This window comes from Mycolicibacterium flavescens (genome assembly GCF_001722335.1).
Taxonomy (GTDB): domain Bacteria; phylum Actinomycetota; class Actinomycetes; order Mycobacteriales; family Mycobacteriaceae; genus Mycobacterium; species Mycobacterium flavescens.
The window spans coordinates 24,608-43,387 of sequence record NZ_MIHA01000027.1 but is presented as its reverse complement, the minus strand read 5'-3'; the positions used below and the strand labels follow the sequence as shown (position 1 = coordinate 43,387).

The following is an 18,780-nucleotide window of genomic DNA, read 5'->3' as shown; positions in this document are numbered from 1 at the left end:
CACCTACGCGGGCATGCTGAACGCATGCCGCTGACCACTCCTGTGTCCCGCGCCGAGAAGTTCGCCGCCGACACCCCGCCGGACCGCGACCGCGCCATCGACGTCGCCCGACTCGGCGCGCTCGTCGTCGTGATCTTCGGGCACTGCGCGCTGCTGCTGGCCACCATCGACACCGGCGGTGTCCGGATCGGCAACATCCTCGGCGAGATCCCGACCCTCACGCCGATCACCTGGGTGGTCCAGGTGATGCCGCTGTTCTTTCTGGCCGGCGGCGCCGCGGGCGCCTACGGCTGGCACACCGGACGGGCGTGGGGGTCGTGGTTGTTCACCCGCGCACAGCGACTGTGCCGGCCGGTGTTCTGGTATCTCGCGGTGTGGTCGGCGGCCTTGTTCGTCGTCGGACTGACCCTCGGTGCGGAATCCGCCGCCGATCTGGGCCGCGAATCCGTCGCGCTGCTGTGGTTCCTCGGCGTCTACCTCGTCGTGCTCGCGTTCGTTCCGCTGCTGACCCGCCTCGACAGCGGGCGCGCCACCGCCGCCGTCGTCGCCGGCCTCATCGCCGCCGCCGCGCTCAACGACACCATCCGTATCGCGACCGGCACCGCCATGGCCGGCGTCGCCAACTTCGTCGTGGTCTGGCTCATTCCCGTCGTCATCGGCGTCGCCTACGCCCGGCGGCTGATCGGCCGCCGCACGGCGCTCGCGGTTGCGGTCGGTGCGCTGGCCGCGCAGATCACGCTGGCGATGGTCGGGCCCTACGAGGTGTCGCTCGTCGTCACCGGCACCGAGCAGTTGTCCAACGTCTCACCGCCCACCCTGCTGCTCGCCCTGCACTGCACGTGGATGTCGTGCGCGTTCGTCGCCGCCGCCGGCGCTATTGCGCGGTGGGCGCAGCGGCCCCGCGTCTGGTACGCGGTGGCCGTCGGCAATGGGGGAGCGATGACGCTGTACCTGTGGCACATCGTCGCGATCGCGATCGCCGCGTTCTCGCTGCACGCCGTCGGCCTGGACGCCTATGACGTTGACGCGGCGGGCTTTTGGGGCCGCCTGGCCCTGCGGGCCGCGGTGTTCGCGGTGGTGATGTTCGCGATGTTCCGCCTGCTGTCACCGCTCGAGCATCGCCGGCTGCCGTGGTGGGACGCACCGGCTTCCGGCACAGGCGCGCGGTCCGCGGCGGCGGGCGTGCTGGTGATCGCCGCCGGGGTGGCGCTGCTGCTGCTGGCCAAGAACGGTCTGACCGGGCCGACCGGATGGACCATGCTCGGCTGTTTCGTCGGCACCGCCGCCACCGCGCGGATCTGCCTGCGCGCCAAGGCTTGACGGGTCAGGCGTCGGTGCGCGTCGTTGTCGGTGTCGGCCACGGCACCGGCTTCGGGCGGGCCCTGACGAACTGCGGCCACCAGAACCACCGGCCCAGCAGCGCGGCGATCGACGGCGTCATGAACGCGCGGATCACCAACGTGTCGAACAACAGGCCCATACCGATCGTCGTGCCCATCTGCGCGACGACGGTCAACTCACTGACCACCATCGAGATCATCGTGAACGCGAACACCAGACCCGCGGCGGTCACCACCGAGCCGCTGCCGCCCATCGCCCGGATGATCCCGGTGTTCAGACCGGCGTGGATCTCCTCCTTCAACCGCGCCACCAACAGCAGGTTGTAGTCGGCGCCGACGGCCAACAGGATGATCACCGCCATCGCCATGACCATGAACTGCAGTTCGATGCCCAGGATGTGCTGCCACACCAGGATCGACAGGCCGAACGACGCGCCGAGAGACAGCACCACGGTGCCCACGATGACCGCCGCGGCGATCAGGCTGCGGGTGATGATCAGCATGATCGTGAAGATCAGCGCCAGCGCGAGGATGCCCGCGATCATCAGGTCGTAGTTGTTGCCCTCCTGCATGTCCTTGAACGCCGACGCCGTGCCGCCGATGTAGATCGTGGAACCTTCCAGCGGGGTGCCCTTGATCGCTTCCTTGGCGGCCTGCTTGATCGCGTCGATGCGGTCGATGCCGTCGGCGGAGAGCGGATCGCCCTCGTGCTGGACGATCATTCGCACCGCATGCCCGTTGGGGGAGATGAAGTTCTCCATACCGCGCTTGAACTCTTCGTTGTCGAAGATCTCCGGCGGCAGATAGAACGTGTCGTCATTCCACGAGTCGTTGAACGCATCGCCCATCGCCGACTGGTTCTCGCTCAGCGCGGCCTGCTGCTGTTGCATCCCGTTCTGGGTGGAATGCATCGTCAGCATCATCTGCTTCATCTTCTCCATCGTCTCGATCTGCGATGGCATCAGCGCGAGCATCTGCGGCATCAGCTTGTCGAGCCGTTCGAGGTCGGGAAGCAGCTCCTGCACGTTCTCGGTCATCAGGTTGGTGCCGTCGATGACATCGAAGATCGACCGCATCGACGAGCAGACCGGGATGTTGTAGCAGTGCGGTTCCCAGTAGAAGTAGTTGCGGATGGGCCGGAAGAAGTCATCGAAATTCGAGATGTAGTCCCGCAGTTCGGTGATGTCGACGGTCATGGTGCGGGTCTTCTCGACCATGTGGTGGGTGGTGGCGTTCATCTCACCCATCAGCGACATCATGCGGGTCATCGTGTCGATGTTGACCTGCATCTCCTCGGCCTGGACCAGCATGTCGGCCATACGGTCGTCCATGTACTTCTGGTTCAGCTCCTGGTTGACACCGCTGAGGCTGAGCTGGGCCGGAATGGTGCTGAACTCGATCGGTTTGCCGTTGGGGCGGGTGATCGCCTGCACCCGCGAGATGCCCGGTACCCGGAAGACCGCCTTGGCGATCTTGTCGATCACCAGGAAGTCCGCCGAGTTGCGCAGGTCGTGATCGCTTTCGATGAGCAGCAACTCGGGGTTCATGGTGGCAGGCGAGAAATGCCGCTCGGCCGCCGCGAATCCTTCGTTGGCAGGCAGATCCGGCGGAAGGTACAGCCGGTCGTTGTAGTTGGGTTGGTACCCGGGCAACGCCAGCAGCCCGATCAGCGACAGGAACACCGTCGCGAGCAGCACAGGGCCCGGCCAGCGGACGATCAGGGCACCGATCTTGCGCCAACCCCGGATCCGCATCGCGCGTTTGGGTTCGAGCAGCCCGAAGCGGCTGGCGACGGTGATGATCGCCGGGCCCAGTGTCAGGGCGACGAACACCGCGGTGGTCATACCCACGGCCAGCGGCACACCCAGCGACTGGAAGTACGGCAGCCGGGTGAACGACAGGCAGAACGTCGCGCCGGCGATCGTCATACCGGAGCCCAGCACCACATGCGCGGTGCCGTGGAACATCGTGTGGTACGCCGTCAGCCGATCCTCGCCGACCGTGCGCGCCTCCTGATAGCGCCCGATGAGGAAGATCGCGTAGTCGGTCGAGGCGGCGATTGCGAGCGTCACCAGAAGGTTGGTCGCGAACGTCGACAGCCCGATCAGCTCGTGATACCCGAGGAAGGCCACGACGCCGCGGGTGGCCGCCAGCGCCAGGACCACCATCACCAGCGTGATCAGCACCGTCACGATCGACCGGTACACCAGCAGCAGCATCGTGATGATGACCGCGAACGTGACGTACTCGATGATCCGGATGCTGCGGTCGCTGGCGATCTGTTGGTCGGCGACCAGGGCCGAGCCGCCGGTGACGAAGACCTTCAGCCCGGGCGGCGGGGGTAGCCCGTCGACGATCTGCTTGACCGCCTCCACCGACTCGTTCGACAGCGCCTCGCCCATGTTGCCCGCGAGATAGGCCTGGACGTAGACCGCCTTGCCGTCGGCGCTGACCGCCGCCGCTTCGGTCAGCGGGTCGCCCCAGAAGTCCTGGATGTGCTCGACGTGTTTGTCGTCGGCCTCGAGCGCGGCGACGAGCCGGTTGTAATAGCTGCGCGCCTCGTCGTCGAGCGGCTGTTCGCCTTCCAGCACGATCATCGCCGCGCTGTCGGACTCGAACTCCTCGAAGACCTTGCCGACGCGCTGCATCGCGATCACCGAAGGCGCTTCGGACGGGCTCATCGACACAGACCGCAGCTGCCCGACGACCTCGAGCTGCGGGACGCTGACGTTCAGCACCGCGATGAGCAGCACCCACCCGATCATGATCGGGATCGACAGTCGGCGGATCCATGTGGCCAGCAAGGACCGGCGATCGTGCTCGGTCGGGGCGGCGTGCTGGGTTGGGGCGCTCACCAGTTCACCTCGGCGGAGCTCCTCCCGGCGTTGTTAGGACCGCCTCAGTCCTACCAGAAGAAGGAGTCGGGCGGGTAGTCAGAAATCGCGTTCGCAGCGAACTGCGCAGCTTATTTAACCAATTCCGCGGCGGCGGGTCTCGGCGCGGGGTGGATGCGCCGCCCGCGTGGCGGAATCGGGGCCGTCGGCGCCGAACCCCGCGCGTTCGACAACTCGGCAGGCGAATTTACTACGACGTTAACCGAGCTTTCGCCCGGCAAACTCCGTTACCGTGGCGCCATGGGGGAGATGAGGATGTCGCAGCAACGGATGTTCGTGGGCGGGGCGCGCTGCGCGCTCGTGGCGGTCGTGGGCCTTTTGACGATGACGGCCTGTGACTCCGGGCCGGCACCTACCGAACCGTCGACGACGCCGGTGACGTCGAGTCCGTCCACTTCTCCGCCGCCTCGGACGACCACCCCGCCGATGTCACCGACCCCAGCTGACCAGTCAGGGCACGGGCCCGACGGGCGGGACGGCGCCGACGGTCCGGCGGGTCCCGACGGCGCTGCCGGTGGACGCGGCGGCGCCGGCGGCCAGGGCGGCGAAGACGGTGGTGGTGCCGGTGGATCGGGCGGTTCCGGCGGTGCCGGTGGAGCGGGTGGCGCCGGCGGCGCTGGTGGAGCGGGTGGCGCCGGAGGAGCGGGCGGGGCCGGTGGCGCAGGCGGCACGGGCGGGTAACCGCGCAACCTCATCGGCAAGAGCAGCCTCATATGTAACACCCGACTCATATTTGCGATAACCGCGGTAGCGCCGGAACCCATCGCGGCTTCGGCGTGCCCCGCACCGCGGAGCAAACTATGCTCGGTTCGCCGCACCGGGCTGCGCCGGTAGCCCAGCGGTAGCGAATCGAACATCGACGAAGGTGAGGCAGCGTGGACACGGTGCTCGGGATGTCGATGACGTCGTCCGGAATTGCCTGGGTGCTGCAGCAGGGATCCGGCGCCGACGCGGTGACCCTGGACCATGATCACTTCACCGTGCACGGCGACGTGCCCACCGACGGCGACATCTCCAGGCACGAAGCCGCCGCCCGCGGTGCCCGCGCGATCGCGGAGGCCAGCGGTCACCAGGTGCGGCTGATCGGCCTGACGTGGAGCAACGACGTCGAAGCCAAGGCGACGCTGCTGCTGAAATCGTTGTCGGACATGGGCTTTGACTCGGTAAGCGCGGTTCCGCTGGCAGACGCTGCCCAGCAGTGGGCGCGGCGGTTCGGCCGGCATCTCGGATTCGAGCGGTGCGCGCTGTGTGTGGTCGAGCCGTCGGCCGTGACGGTGGTGTCGGTGCTGCACAACTCCGTGCGCACCGCGACCACCAAGATGCGGGAGAGTGCCGACGGTATCGCGCGCTGGCTGACCGGGGTCTTCGAGGTGAACTGCGCGCAGCCGGAAAGCCTGTTCCTGCTCGGCACACGCGGTGATCTCGAACTCGTCGCCGCCACCGTCGACGAAGCGCTACCGATGCCGGTGATCGCCTCCGACGAGGCGCAACTCACACTCGCCCGCGGCGCGGCGCTGGCCGCGGTCGCCGAACCTGAACCGGCGGCGGTACCGGCGCCGAAAACCCCGACAACATCCGAATCACGCCCCTGGGCGCGGTTCAGCACGCCCGCCCGGGCCGCGGCCGTGCTCGTGGCCGGTGTCTCGGCGTTGTTCGCGATCGGTGTCGGGCTGGCCGCCGACGACGCACCCCCCGCGCCGACGGAAACCGCCGCCGAGACCTCCACCGTGGCCGTGCATTCCGCGACATCGTCGATCAGCGTGCACGCGGTGCCGTCGGTGCCCCGCACCCCGGCCGTGGTGCAGCAGTACGCGGCCGCTCCGGTGCAGCCCGAGACCCCGCCCGCCGTGGTGGTCGAAGCCGCGCAGGAAGCGGTACCCGCCGTCGCGGCACCGGCCGTCGCCGAACCACTGACCGCGGCACCGGTGGGTGTCAGCGAACCAGCACCCGAGGCGGCACCGCTGATCCCGCCGCCGGACGTGCTGCCGGCGCCGGCGCCTCCGGCGCCCGAGGCGCTCCCGGCCGGCCCGCCACCTGCGGCTGCGCCCGAGGCGCTGCCGGCCCCGCTGCCTCCGCCGGACCCGATCCAGGTCGTGCTCAGCCCGCTGTTCGGCGGACTGCCCTGACCGGGTGAGCGGTCAGCGCCAGTTCCAGATCTCCGGCTGGCTCGGCGGGTAGTTCTGGCAAATCTCGGTGCCGTGCGAGACGACGCCCTTGTTGTTGAAGAACAGCTTGGCCCAGTTACCCCACCGGGTGGCGACCTGTTCGTAGTACACGTTGGTCGCGGTGTTCTCCGAATACTGCCGCCGACCGGCGTAGTCGAGCGAGAAGAACCAGTAGATGCGGTCGCGGGCGGCCTGCTGAACATCGGCCGGCCGGTTGTGGTAGTCGATCATGTAGCGCTCGAAGTACACCGGGTCGGTGTCGCGCACCGCGGCCATGTACTGGTCGACCGTGCACGTCGTCTTGAGCATCCGGTTGGGGATCGGGTAGTCGTCGGTCGCGTCGGCGGACGCGGTGACGGGGAACAGCATCGCTGCGCATCCCACGGACGCCAGCGCAATGCTCGCTTTACGGAACACTTTTCGACTCCTCGTGATCGCGGTCATCGCGCCTGATCCAGAATCGGCAGCAGGTCCGGGCAGTAGAACCGCATCGCAGCCGCCAGGAACTGGTAGGACTGCTCGGTGCTGTTCTGGCTGCGCTCCAGCTGGTTCTGCACGAACTGCGCTGAATCGTGGGCGCTCTTGTCCACGCCGTTGCGCTGCCGCTTGCAGGTGATCTTGCCGATCCAGGCGTTGTAGTCCTTCTGCCCGTAGATGCCGTAGGTGTGCAACTCGTTGGCGAAGTCGGTGTCGGGGTCGGCCTGCGCCGGCGCCGCCAACACCAGGGCCGCCACCGGCGTGGCCATCGCGGCGATCAGTCGTTTCATGACTGGCTTCCTTCCGACGTCGTCGTCACTTCCCGCGGCGTGGGCCACGGCACGGGCACCGGCCGGGCCCGGACCCGCTGTGGCCACCAGAACCACTTACCCATCAGCGCTGCGATCGAAGGCGTCATGAACGCTCGGATCACCAGCGTGTCGAACAGCAGACCCAACCCGATCGTGGTGCCGACCTGGCCGATGACCGTCAGTTCGCTGACCGCCATCGACATCATGGTGAACGCGAACACCAGGCCCGCCGAGGTCACCACCGAACCGCTGCCACCCATCGCCCGGATGATGCCGGTGTTGATGCCGGCGTGCAGTTCCTCTTTCAGCCGGGAGACCAACAGCAGGTTGTAGTCGGCGCCGACGGCAAGCAGCACGATGATCGCCATCGCCATCACCATCCAGTGCAGTTCGATGCCCAGGATGTGCTGCCAGATCAGGATCGACAACCCGAACGACGCGCCCAGCGAGACCACCACGGTCCCGACGATCACCGCGGCCGCGACCACCGCGCGGGTCAGGATCAGCATGATCGTGAAGATCAACGCCAACGCCAGGATGGCCGCGATCATCAGGTCGTAGTTGTTGCCGTCGGACATGTCCTTGTAGACCGCCGCGGTACCGGCCAGGTAGATCGTCGAGCCCTCGAGGGGGGTGCCCTTGATGGCTTCCTTGGCCGCCTGCTTGATCGAGTCGATCCGGGCGATGCCCTCCTCGGTCATCGGGTCACCGTCGTGGGCGATGATGAACCGCACCGACTTGCCGTCGGGGGAGATGAAGTTCTCCATGCCCTTCTTGAACTCTTCGTTGTCGAAGACCTCCGGCGGCAGGTAGAACGAGTCGTCGTTCATCGACGCGTCGAACGCGTCGCCCATCGCCGTCGAGTTCTCCTGCAGCGCAGCCATCTGATCCTGCATGCCCTTCTGCGAGGCATACATCGTCAGCATCATCGTGCGCATGGTCTTCATGGTGTCGATCATCGGCGGCATCAGCGTGACCATCTGCGGCATCAGCTCATCCAGCCGCTCCATCTCCGGGATCAGGTCCTGGATGTCGTGGGTCATCGTGTCGATGCCGTCAAGGGTGTCGAAGATCGACCGCAGCGCCCAACAGATCGGGATGTTGTAGCACTTCGGTTCCCAGTAGAAGTAGTTGCGGATGGGCCGGAAGAAGTCGTCGAAATTCGCGATGTTGTCGCGCAATTCGGCGACGTCGACCGTCATGTCCTTCATCTTCGTGACCATGCTGTGCGTGGTGGCCGCCATCTCCTCGGTGAGGGCGGACATCTTCTCCATGGTCTCGATGGTCTTACCCATCTCGTCGGCCTGCACCAGCATGTCGGCCATCCGGTCCTGAAGGTACTTCTGGTTCATCTGCTGGGTGGTGCCCTGCATGCTGATCTGGAACGGGATCGACGTGTGCTCGATCGGCTTACCGTCGGGGCGGGTGATGGCCTGCACCCGCGAGATCCCCGGCACCCGGAAGATCTGTTTGGCGATCTTGTCGATCACCAGGAAGTCCGCCGAGTTGCGCAGGTCGTGGTCACTTTCGACCATCAACAGCTCGGGGTTCATCCGGGCCTGCGAGAAGTGTCGGTCCGCAGCGGCGTAGCCCTCGTTGGCCGGCAGGTCGGCGGGCAGGTAGTTGCGGTCGTTGTAGTTGGTGCGATAGCCCGGCAGCGCGAGCAGGCCCACCAGCGAAAGCGCCACTGTCGCAACGAGAATCGGCCCGGGCCAGCGCACCACTGCGGCCCCGACCTTGCGCCAGCCGCGCACCCGCATCGCCCGCTTGGGTTCGAGCACCTTGCCGAATCTGCTCGCGATGCTGATGATCGCCGGCGCGAGGGTCAACGACGCGACGACCCCGGTCACCATTCCGACGGCCAGCGGCACACCCATTGTCTGGAAGTACGGCAGCCTGGTGAAACTCAGGCAGAACAGCGCACCGGCGATTGTCAGGCCCGACCCCAGCACCACGTGTGCGGTGCCGTGGAACATCGTGTAATACGCGGACTCCCGGTCTTCCCCGGTGCCGCGGGCCTCCTGATAGCGACCCGTCAGGAAGATCGCGTAGTCGGTGCCGGCCGCGATCGCCAACGTGACGAGCAGGTTGCTGGCGAATGGGGAGAGCCCGATGATCTCGTGATACCCGAGGAACGCCACCACGCCTCGGGCGGCAGCCAACTGCAGTACCACCATCACCAGCGTGAGCACCACGGTGATGATCGAGCGGTAGACCAGCAGCAGCATGATGATGATCACGGTGAAGGTGAGCGCCTCGATCACCCGGATGCTGCGGTCGCTGGCGATGTGCTGGTCGGCGGCCAGTGCCGCCGGGCCGGTCACGAACACCTTCACCCCGGGCGGCGGCTGCATGCCTTCGACAAGGGACTGCACGGCTTCCACCGACTCGTTGGCCAGCGCTTCGCCCTGGTTCCCGGACAGGTAGACCTGCACGTAGGCGGCCTTGCCGTCGCTGCTCTGCGCACCCGACGCGGTGAGCGGATCGCTCCAGAAGTCCTGCACGCTCTGCACGTGCTTGGTGTCAGCCTCGAGCTTGGCGACCATATCGCCGTAGAAGGCGCGGGTGTCGTCGCCGAGCGGCTTGTCGCCCTCGATGACGATCATCGCCGAGCTGTCTGAGTCGTACTCCTCGAAGACCTTGCCGACGCGCTTCATCGCGATCATCGATGGCGCGAAGCTCGGGCTCATCGAAACGGCGCGTTGCTGGCCGACCTCTTCCAGCTGCGGCACAGTGACATTGACCAGCGCGATCAGCGCGATCCAGCCGATGATGATCGGGAGCGCGAAGGTCCGGATCGCCCGCGGGATGAACGGCCGCTTCGCGTGCCGGACCGGCGGGAAGGCGTCGGTGGCCGGCTCGTTCGTCGGCGCACTCATGCGGATTTCACAAAGCAGAAGGTTTGAGCGTTCACGCCTGTGGAGGTTCTTTCATCTTTGACTTCGTCATCGACAGTGATCCGGCAGGTGATGCTCCCGCCGTCGCCCTGGGCGACGATGTTGGGGGCGGCCGAAGGCGCCGTGGTCTGCAACGTCAGAGTCCAGGGCAGCGTCGCACCGTCGACGCGTTGAGGACGGGCATCGAGATCCAGATAGTTGATATCGGCGTACGAGCCGGTACCGAAGATCTCGTACTTGATGACCTTGGGGTCGAACGGCTCGGGGTCCTCGGCGAACACCCTGGGCGTGACGATGATGCCCTCAGCGCCGAAGAAGGTGCGGATACGGCTGACCGTGAAGCCGGCGATCACCACCACCACGATGATGACAATGGGAATCCAAACCTTTTTCGCGAGTCGGAGCATCTACTTATCCCGCCCATTGCCGCGCATATCCGCCCTCAGTCGTTTTCGGTTGCTGTGATCTCGCTGAACATAACTTAGCCCGTATAAGTTCTCACTGAGGCCTAGGTTAACTCAAGTTATCGTGCTGCTGGTCACCCCCGGCGCAGTGCCGTGATCCAGGTCACAATTCCGACCACGATGCTCACGGTTCGAGCCGGTCGAGATAGCGCTCGACGAACGCTTCCGCCTCGGCGTGTCCACGGGTGATGCCGAGCCCGCGCTCGAGCAAAACGATCCGGGCCAGGCTGGTGATGATCATAGACATCACCACCGGCGGGAACGCGTCGCGGTCGATACCGTGGGCGCTCATCGCCGCGGTCACCACCGCCTCTTCGGCCTCGCCGAATCGCTCGGCATACGTCGCGATCTCGCTGCGGATGGCCTTGCGGTGATTGGCCAGCGCCACGAACTCCATGAACAGCCGCGCGCCGTGGGTGCTGTTGAGCCACCACAGCGCGTGCAGCGGCCCATCGGCGGCGAGCGCCTCGCGCTGTCGCGCCAGGTTGGCCTCCGCGCCGTCGCGCAGCACCGCCAGGAACAGATCGTCCATGCTCGGGAAGTAGTAGTGCACGAGCGCGGGCTTCACCCCGGCCCGGGCCGCCACCCTCCTGGATGTGGCTGCCGCGTAGCCCTCCTCGAGCATGACCTGGGCCGTCGCCTCGATCAGCGCGGCCCGGGCCGATGACTCGCGCCCACCCCTTGACCGCTCGCCGACGGGGCTGCTAGACATGGCGCCAGCCTAGATGTTGGGCGATCGCCCAACACGCGAGGGGAGCGCCGATGACGGGTCGAGTAGAAGGCAAGGTCGCATTCGTCACCGGCGCGGCACGCGGGCAGGGACGAAGCCACGCGGTGCGGTTGGCCCAGGAGGGCGCCGACATCATCGCGGTCGACATCTGCCGCGGATTCGCCGACTCGACCGCACCGGCCGCCACCCCCGAGGATCTCGCCGAGACCGCCGACATGGTCAAGAACCTCGACCGCCGCATCGTGACCGCCGAGGTCGACGTGCGCGACTACGACGCGCTCAAGGCGGCCGTCGACGGCGGCGTCGAACAACTCGGCCGGCTCGACATCGTCGTCGGCAACGCCGGTATCGGCACCACCGGAGTCAAACTGCACAAGATGGCCGAGGACCGCTTCGACGAGACCATCGACGTCAACCTCGGCGGGGTGTGGAAAACCGTCAAGGCCGCCGTCCCGCACTTGCTGGCCGGCGGGCGCGGCGGCTCGATCATCCTCACCAGCTCGGTCGGTGGCACCAAGGCCTACCCGCAGGTCGGTCATTACATCGCGGCCAAACACGGTGTCGTCGGGCTGATGCGCACCTTCGCCGTCGAACTCGGGCAGCACTCGATCCGGGTCAACAGCGTGCACCCGACCCATGTGTGCACCCCGCTGCTGATGAACGAGCCGACCTACCGGCTGTTTCGTCCGGACCTGGAGAACCCGGGACCCGACGACCTCGCGCCGATCTGCCAGTCGTTCCACTTCCTGCCGATCCCGTGGGTGGAGCCCGTCGACATCAGCAACGCCGTGCTGTTCCTGGCCTCCGACGAAGCCCGCTACATCACCGGTGTGCCGCTGCCCGTGGATGCCGGCAGCCTCCTGAAGTAGAGGAGAAACGATGACCGTCACCGAGCGGACCGACGACACCGTCTACTACGACCCGTACCGGGTGGACATCGTCGCCGACCCGTATCCGATCTACGAGCGTCTCCGCGAAGAGGCGCCGCTGTATCACAACGAGCAGTACGACTTCTGGGCGTTGTCGCGACACGATGACGTCGAACGCGCACTGCTGGACTGGCGGACCTTCTCCAACAGCCGCGGCGACATCCTCGAACTCATCCAGTCGCAGTTCGACATGCCCAAAGGCGTGATGATGATGGAGGATCCGCCGGTCCACACGATGCTGCGCGGTCTGATGTCGCGGGTGTTCACCCCGCGCCGCATGGCCGAGCTCGAAGACCAGATCCGGCGGTACTGCGTCAACTGCCTTGACCCGCTGGTCGGGTCCGACCGCTTCGACATCATCGCCGAACTGGCCTCGATGATGCCGATGCGCGTGATCGGAATGCTGTTGGGCATACCGGAATCCGAGCAGATCTCGGTGCGCGACGCCAACGACGCCAGCCTGCGGACCAAGCCCGGCTCACCGATGAAAGTGGTGCGGGCCGACAAGATCGCCGACGGCAGCATCTACGCCGACTACGTCGACTGGCGGGCGCAGAACCCGTCCGACGACCTGATGACCGCGCTGCTCAACGTCGAGTTCGAAGACGAGAACGGGGTGACCCGCAAGCTCACCCGCAAAGAGGTGCTGCACTACACGCAGGTCGTCGCGGGAGCGGGCAACGAGACCACGGGCCGGCTGATCGGCTGGCTGGCGAAAGTGCTCGCCGAGCACCCCGACCAGCGTCGCGAGGTGGTGCAGAACCGCACGCTGCTGACGCGCGCCGTCGACGAGACGCTGCGCTTCGAGCCGACCGGCCACAACGTCGCCCGGCTGGTGACACGCGACTTCGAGGCGCACGGCCGCACCGCGCCCGCCGGTGCGGCGATCCTGCTGATGTTCGGGGCGGCCAACCGCGACCCGCGCCGCTATGACCGGCCCGACGTGTTCGACATCCGACGCGAAAACATCAGCCACATCACCTTCGGTAAAGGGGTGCACTACTGCCTGGGCGCCAACCTCGCGCGGCTCGAGGGGCGGGTGGCCCTCGACGAACTGCTCAACCGGTGGCCCGAGTGGGACATCGACCCTGCGACAGCCCGGCTCGCGCCCACGTCCACGGTGCGCGGGTGGGAGCGCCTCGACGTGGTTGTCTCCTGACGGTGTTCTTTTCTTGACGGCGTTCTTCCCTTGACGGCGTTCTTCCCTTGACGGTGTTCTGCCCCCGAAGATTCGGGCACCCCGGCTGTTTGGACCAGACGGGTTCGGGGCAAGCTCGTCGCATGAACAAGATCATTGGTCGTGCGATGGTCGCCACCGCAGCTGCTGCTCCGGTCGCGGCCCTTTCCCTGCTGATGGCTCCGTCCGCCGCGGCGCAACCGCTGAACTGCCCGGGCGGCTGGTGGGATCCGGTCGACAACGTCTGCCGCGGACCGGTGGCGACGGTCCCGCTGGCGTGCGCGCCGGGCGAGTACTGGAACCCGATCACCAACGTCTGCCGCCCGCTCGGGCAGTATTAGCCGCCGCGCACCAGCGGTTTCCGCACCGCGCCTGAGCGCAACATTGCCCGGACTGGGCTGGCGTTTCGCCTCAACCTGCTACTTTTGGCAAACTGATGCGGATCATCGATGCCGACGGACACGTCGCCGAGGGTGCATCGCTGGCAGTCCAGGCGATGCAGCGCTGGCCGCGGCACATCGCGCCCCGCACCGACGGCCTCGGGCTGGTCATCGAAGGCAGGCAGTACCCCGAACCGACCGGCCCGGGCGCCGGGTGCCCTATCGACCACGGTCTGACGACGGCGCCCGGTCTGAACTGCCGCACGCCGGCGGGCGTCGTCGGCGACGCCGAACGCGACCACATCGACGCGATGGTGCTGTATCCGAGCCTCGGGCTGTGCACCCCGACCCTGCGGGATCCGGGCTTCGCCGCCGGTTTCGCCCGGTTCTACAACCAGTGGCTCGCCGACTACTGCGCCACGGCGCCGGGCCGGCTGTACGGCGTCGCGGTCACCCCGATCGAGATGGGCGCCACCGCCATCGAGATCATGCGTGAGGCAAAGGACCTCGGGCTGGTGGCCACCCATGTGCCGCCGGGGCTGCGGTCGAAGAACCTCGACCATCCCGACCTCGACGCGTTCTACGCCGCGGCGGTCGACCTCGACATGCCGCTGGGCATCCACGGCGCAGCGGGGATGAACATGCCGAAGATCGGCGTCGACCGGTTCACCAACTACGTCCAGGTGCACAGCATCGGCTCGCCGTTCGACCAGATGTCGGCGATGACGTCTCTGGTATCGGGCGGCGTCTTCGACCGGCATCCGGGGTTGCGGGTGGCGTTCCTCGACGCCGGGGCGGGCTGGCTGCCGTACTTCATCGACCGTCTGCGAAGCCACTTCGTCAAACGCGGTGACTGGATCGAGGGCGGCTGGCGACGCGATCCCTACGACTACCTAGCGGCGGGCAACATCTGGGTCACCTGCGCTGCGGGCGAACCGCTTCTGTCAGGCGTCATCGATGTGCTGGGCGAGGATTTCCTGATGTTCGCCAGCCACTATCCGCTCTGGAGCGGGGACTGGCCGGAAAGCACCAAACCGCTGCGCGGACGCGGCGACCTGTCCGACTCCGCGCGGCGCAAGGTCGGCGCCCGTAACGCGGCACGCTTCTACCGGCTGGACTGACCGCGGCGCTGCACCTCCAAGGGAACCACCGGTGGACGCGCCGACGGTCCGCGGGTGACGGCGTGCAACCTGATCTCGGGCACCTCCACCGACGGGTCCAGGGTGTCGAGCCAGACGACGGCGTCGGCGACGTCGGCCGCCCGGATCGCGTACATCTCGAACGGCACATCGGCCAGCATCTCGGTCTCCACCGGTCCCGGCGTCACGAGGTGCACGCTGATTCCGTCGCGGTCGACTTCCTGTGCCAGCGCGCCGGCGAACGCGTTCATCCCGGCCTTGGCCGCGGAGTACGCCGTGCGCGCCCTCATCGGTTCGTGCGCGGCCGACGAGGAGATGAACACGAAGCGCGACCCGGGCGCCATCCGAGGCAGCGCCGCGGAGGTCACCGCGAAGCACGAGTCGAGGTTGGCCGACATGATCGCGCGCCACTGCTCGAAAGTCTGCTTGCGCGCATAGGTTCCGCCGAGAACCCCCGAGGCGTGCACCACCAGCCCGATCGACTCCGCCGCTTCGACGGCCGGGGCGAAAGTCTGCGGGGTGGCGGCGTCGGCGACGACGTAGCGGGCACCGAGTTCCTCCGCTGCCGCTCGCAGAGGGGCTTCCCGGCGCGCGGTCAGCACCACGTCGTAGCCGGCTTCGACCAGCCTGCGGCCACAAGCCTTTCCGATCCCGCCGCTACCACCGGTGATCAAAGCCGTTCGCACCGCGTACCTTTCACTGACGACGCTGAGCCAGCGCCTGAGGTGAGAGCGCCACGATCCGCTGCTCGGGATCACCGGAGAGCAGGTAGGTCTGGGTGTCGGCGACGTGGCGAGCGGCCAACTTGCGGGCGCGGTCGGCGTCACCGGCTTCGATCGCATCGGTGATCTTCGTGTGGACGCCCAACGCGACCCGACGCTTGTTCATCGCCGGGTACTCGCCCTTGGCGGCGCTCTCCTGCGCCCACCAGTTCAGGTGCCCGGTCCACAACGTCTCGAGGCTGCCGACCACCGCGACCATCGTGTGGTTGCCGCACTCGCGGATGATCTCGTCGTGGAACTGCCCACCGATCTCGGTGAACCGCGCGCCGTCCCCGATGTGCTGGGCCATCGCGTCGTTGAGCTCCCGCAGCTTGGGGACGAGGGTCTTGTCGCGGTCGGGTCGGCGGGCCGCGAGCGCCGCGCACATCGGGTCGAGTTCCTGGAGTGCGGTGCCGAGGTCCGCCAACGGAACGTAGTCGCTCTGCAGCAGCAGCCCCAGCATGTAGGCCGCGTTGGCCTCGGCCGGTGCATGCACCACGGCGCCGCCCCGGTTGCCACGCCGCACCGATATCAGGCCTTCGGTTTCCAGTATTCGCAACGCTTCCCGCAACGACACCAGGCTCACACCGAACTGCTCGACGAGCACGTCCTGGCGCGGCAACAGGTCGCCGTCGACGAGCTCACCCTCGATGATCTGCCGTCGCAGTTCGTCGGCGACGATCTCGGCGGTCCGCCGGGCTCCGAGCCGACGGCGCGCCTCAGGACCGATCCCCAGCGTCGTCATGTCTTGGCAATATTAACAGCGATAGCGCACCCACCGGGACCGGCTATCTGACAATAACTGCAAAGATAGTGAAGACAGGAGACGGTGTGAGTCAGCCAGCGCCCACCCCGCTGCACGACGTGCGGGTCGTCGAGATCAGTGACCGGATCGCCGGCGCCTACTGCGGCAAGCTGCTGACCGACGCCGGAGCCGATGTGGTCAAGGTGGAGCCGCCGCAGGGTGATCCGCTGCGCCGCGTGACCGTCACCGGCGCACCCATCGACGACGGGGGAGCTTCGCCGCTGTTCAGCTACCTGAACGCCGGAAAGCGCAGCATCACAACGTTTTCCAGTGACCTGGCGGCCGCCGCCGACATCGTGATCGTCACCGGTCACGCCGACGGCGTCAATCCGGCCGCACTGCTGGACGCGGCACCGCGCTGCATCGTGATCACGATCTCCGACTTCGGCCGCGAAGGACCCCGGGCGCGGCGACCGGCCAGCGAGTTCACCCTGCAGGCGGCCAGCGGCCTCACCGGTTTCCGAGGTGATCCCGCCGGCCCGCCGATCTCCATCGGAGGTGAGCTGGGCGAGTACATGGCCGGGGTGTGGGCCGCGTACGGCGCGCTCGCGCTGCGCCGTCGGGTGCTCGGCGGCGGCGCCGGCGGCCACCTCGACATGTCGGTCCTCGAGGCGATCACGCTGATGCAGAGCGGTGAGTGGCTGCATTCGGCGCTGCTTCAGGTTCCGCCGGTGCGGCGCTCAGTCGAGGTGCCGTCGATCGAACCGGCCAGGGACGGCTACGTGGGGATCAGCATGGTGACCGGCCAGCAGTGGCTCGACTTCGCCTCGATGGTGGAATGCCCGGAGCTGACCGAGGTTCCGCAGCTGCAATTCCAGATCGGCCGCTGGGATTACCGGGACTGGATCCGCGAACGCATCGGGCCCTGGATGGCCGAACGCACGGTTGCGGAGATCGTCGAACTCGGGCAACTGTTCCGGCTGCCGCTGGCCCCGATCGGAAACGGCGCCACCATCGCGCAGATGGACCACCTGCGTGAGCGCGGCGTCTTTGTCGACCACCCGGCCGGCTTCCCGCAGCCGCGCCCGCCGTGGCGGATGTCGGCGGCCGCTCCCGCGCCGGTGCGCCCGGCGCCCGTGCTCGACGACGGGGCCGGCCCTCACTGGGAGCCGCGCGTATCGGACTCGCCGAACTCGTCGGAAAGCTTGCCGCTCAACGGTATCCGGGTCATCGACTTCACCGCCTTCTGGGCCGGCCCGGCCGCCACCCACGCCCTGGCCGCGTTCGGGGCCGACGTCATCAAGATCGAGTCCATCCAGCGTCCGGACGGCATCCGCTTCTCAGGCGGTATGCGCGACGACGTCGACGACTGGTGGGAGTACGGCTGGGTGTTCCACGCGATGAACACCAACAAGCGGTCGGTCACCCTGGACCTGCAGTCGGAGCCGGGCCGGCGACTGATCAGACGGTTGATCGGCCAGGCCGACGTCGTGGTGGAGAACTTCTCACCGCGGGTGATGGAACAGTTCGGTCTCGGAGCGCAGGCGCTGCTGGAGCTCAACCCCCGGCTGGTGGTGGTGCGGATGCCCGCGTTCGGGCTCGACGGCCCGTGGCGCGACCGCGTCGGGTTCGCCCCCACCATGGAGCAGATCGCCGGCCTGGCCTGGGTGACCGGTCAGGAGGACGGCCCACCCGTCGCACCCCGCGGGGCATGCGATCCGCTGGCCGGTGCACACGCGGCGTTCGCGGTGCTCGCCGCCCTCGAATGCACCGAACGCACCGGTGTGGGGCAACTCGTCGAGGTGCCGATGATCGAGACCGTCCTCAACGTCACCGCGATCCAGATCATCGAACACGCGGTGTTCGGCCGGCTCATGCACCGCCGCGGCAACCGTGGACACGGCCCCGCGGTGCAGGACGTCTACCGCTGTGCGGGGGAGGACAACTGGGTGGCGGTGACGGCCCGCACCGAACGGGAGTGCGCCGCGCTGGCCGAACTGGCCGGCGGGCTGGACGACGAGGTCGCCGGCTGGTTGGCCGCCCGCGACGCCGAGGAGGCCGCCGAAACACTCACCGCGGCGGGGGTCCCGGCGGAAGTGGTGATCTCACCGTCGCTGGTCATCGCGAACCCGCAACTGCGCCAACGCGGTTTCTTCGAAAGCCTCACCCATCCGAGCACCGGCGAGAACCTGTACCCGTGCCCGCCGTTCACCCGTCTCGACGGTGTGCAGCGCTGGCTGCGGCGCCCTCCGCCGACGCTGGGGGAGCACACCGGCGAGGTGCTCACCGAACTGTGCGGGGTCACTGCCGAAGAGCTGGCCGCGCTGGCCGCCGACGGCGTCATCGGCACCCGGCCCAAGGGCTTGTGACG

The 18,780-nt window shown here is 67.4% G+C and carries 15 protein-coding genes; 7 read left to right on the top strand and 8 right to left on the bottom strand.

Annotated features, from left to right (window positions below):
* Window positions 1–24 precede the first annotated feature (24 nt).
* Window positions 25–1,320: an acyltransferase family protein gene (locus BHQ18_RS25790; RefSeq protein ID WP_069416502.1), complete on the top strand. Its 1,296-nt coding sequence runs from the start codon at window positions 25–27 to the stop codon at window positions 1,318–1,320.
* Window positions 1,321–1,324: 4 nt separating this feature from the next.
* Here BHQ18_RS25790 and BHQ18_RS25785 read toward each other — a convergent pair whose 3' ends face one another.
* A complete protein-coding gene (locus BHQ18_RS25785) occupies window positions 1,325–4,195 on the bottom strand; it encodes an MMPL/RND family transporter (protein ID WP_069416501.1) in 2,871 nt (956 codons plus the stop codon).
* Between the two features lie 914 nt (window positions 4,196–5,109).
* Here BHQ18_RS25785 and BHQ18_RS25780 point away from each other — a divergent pair.
* A complete protein-coding gene (locus tag BHQ18_RS25780; protein ID WP_069416500.1) occupies window positions 5,110–6,360 on the top strand; it encodes a DUF7159 family protein in 1,251 nt (416 codons plus the stop codon).
* Window positions 6,361–6,372: 12 nt separating this feature from the next.
* On the opposite strand, the gene BHQ18_RS25775 is transcribed toward BHQ18_RS25780, so the two are convergent.
* The 5 genes from BHQ18_RS25775 to BHQ18_RS25755 form a co-directional block, all read right to left on the bottom strand.
* Window positions 6,373–6,843, bottom strand: a complete 471-nt coding sequence (locus BHQ18_RS25775; RefSeq protein ID WP_069416499.1) for a DUF5078 domain-containing protein — start codon at window positions 6,841–6,843, stop codon at window positions 6,373–6,375.
* Entirely contained in the window at window positions 6,840–7,166 is a 327-nt protein-coding gene (locus tag BHQ18_RS25770; RefSeq protein WP_069416498.1) for a DUF732 domain-containing protein, read from the bottom strand. Before BHQ18_RS25770 ends, BHQ18_RS25775 begins: the two co-directional genes overlap by 4 nt.
* On the bottom strand, window positions 7,163–10,066 hold the full coding sequence (locus tag BHQ18_RS25765) for an MMPL/RND family transporter (RefSeq protein WP_069416497.1): 2,904 nt from the start codon (window positions 10,064–10,066) through the stop codon (window positions 7,163–7,165). The genes BHQ18_RS25770 and BHQ18_RS25765 overlap by 4 nt, the downstream gene beginning before the upstream one ends.
* Complete coding sequence (locus BHQ18_RS25760) at window positions 10,063–10,491, bottom strand: MmpS family transport accessory protein (RefSeq protein WP_069416496.1); 429 nt, start codon at window positions 10,489–10,491, stop codon at window positions 10,063–10,065. The genes BHQ18_RS25765 and BHQ18_RS25760 overlap by 4 nt, the downstream gene beginning before the upstream one ends.
* A 181-nt stretch (window positions 10,492–10,672) precedes the next feature.
* On the bottom strand, window positions 10,673–11,260 hold the full coding sequence (locus tag BHQ18_RS25755) for a TetR/AcrR family transcriptional regulator (protein ID WP_084294379.1): 588 nt from the start codon (window positions 11,258–11,260) through the stop codon (window positions 10,673–10,675).
* A gap of 50 nt (window positions 11,261–11,310) precedes the next feature.
* Here BHQ18_RS25755 and BHQ18_RS25750 point away from each other — a divergent pair, with 50 nt between their 5' ends.
* The 4 genes from BHQ18_RS25750 (at window position 11,311) to BHQ18_RS25735 (ending at window position 14,885) form a co-directional block, all read left to right on the top strand.
* Entirely contained in the window at window positions 11,311–12,147 is an 837-nt protein-coding gene (locus tag BHQ18_RS25750; protein ID WP_069416494.1) for a mycofactocin-coupled SDR family oxidoreductase, read from the top strand.
* Window positions 12,148–12,157: 10 nt separating this feature from the next.
* Window positions 12,158–13,366: a cytochrome P450 gene (locus tag BHQ18_RS25745; RefSeq protein WP_069416493.1), complete on the top strand. Its 1,209-nt coding sequence runs from the start codon at window positions 12,158–12,160 to the stop codon at window positions 13,364–13,366.
* A 122-nt stretch (window positions 13,367–13,488) separates the two neighbouring features.
* Window positions 13,489–13,725 (top strand): hypothetical protein, encoded by a 237-nt coding sequence (locus BHQ18_RS25740; protein WP_069416492.1) that lies wholly within the window; start codon window positions 13,489–13,491, stop codon window positions 13,723–13,725.
* A gap of 95 nt (window positions 13,726–13,820) precedes the next feature.
* Complete coding sequence (locus BHQ18_RS25735; RefSeq protein WP_069416491.1) at window positions 13,821–14,885, top strand: amidohydrolase family protein; 1,065 nt, start codon at window positions 13,821–13,823, stop codon at window positions 14,883–14,885.
* Here BHQ18_RS25735 and BHQ18_RS25730 read toward each other — a convergent pair.
* Both BHQ18_RS25730 and BHQ18_RS25725 read right to left on the bottom strand, forming a co-directional pair.
* Window positions 14,870–15,589: an SDR family oxidoreductase gene (locus BHQ18_RS25730; protein ID WP_069416490.1), complete on the bottom strand. Its 720-nt coding sequence runs from the start codon at window positions 15,587–15,589 to the stop codon at window positions 14,870–14,872. The two genes, BHQ18_RS25735 and BHQ18_RS25730, sit on opposite strands and share 16 nt — an antisense overlap.
* 10 nt (window positions 15,590–15,599) lie before the next feature.
* Window positions 15,600–16,409, bottom strand: a complete 810-nt coding sequence (locus BHQ18_RS25725) for a FadR/GntR family transcriptional regulator (RefSeq protein WP_069416489.1) — start codon at window positions 16,407–16,409, stop codon at window positions 15,600–15,602.
* Window positions 16,410–16,495: 86 nt separating this feature from the next.
* Between BHQ18_RS25725 and BHQ18_RS25720 the strand changes: the two genes are divergently transcribed.
* On the top strand, window positions 16,496–18,778 hold the full coding sequence (locus tag BHQ18_RS25720; protein WP_069416488.1) for a CaiB/BaiF CoA-transferase family protein: 2,283 nt from the start codon (window positions 16,496–16,498) through the stop codon (window positions 18,776–18,778).
* The last annotated feature ends 2 nt before the right edge of the window (window positions 18,779–18,780 follow it).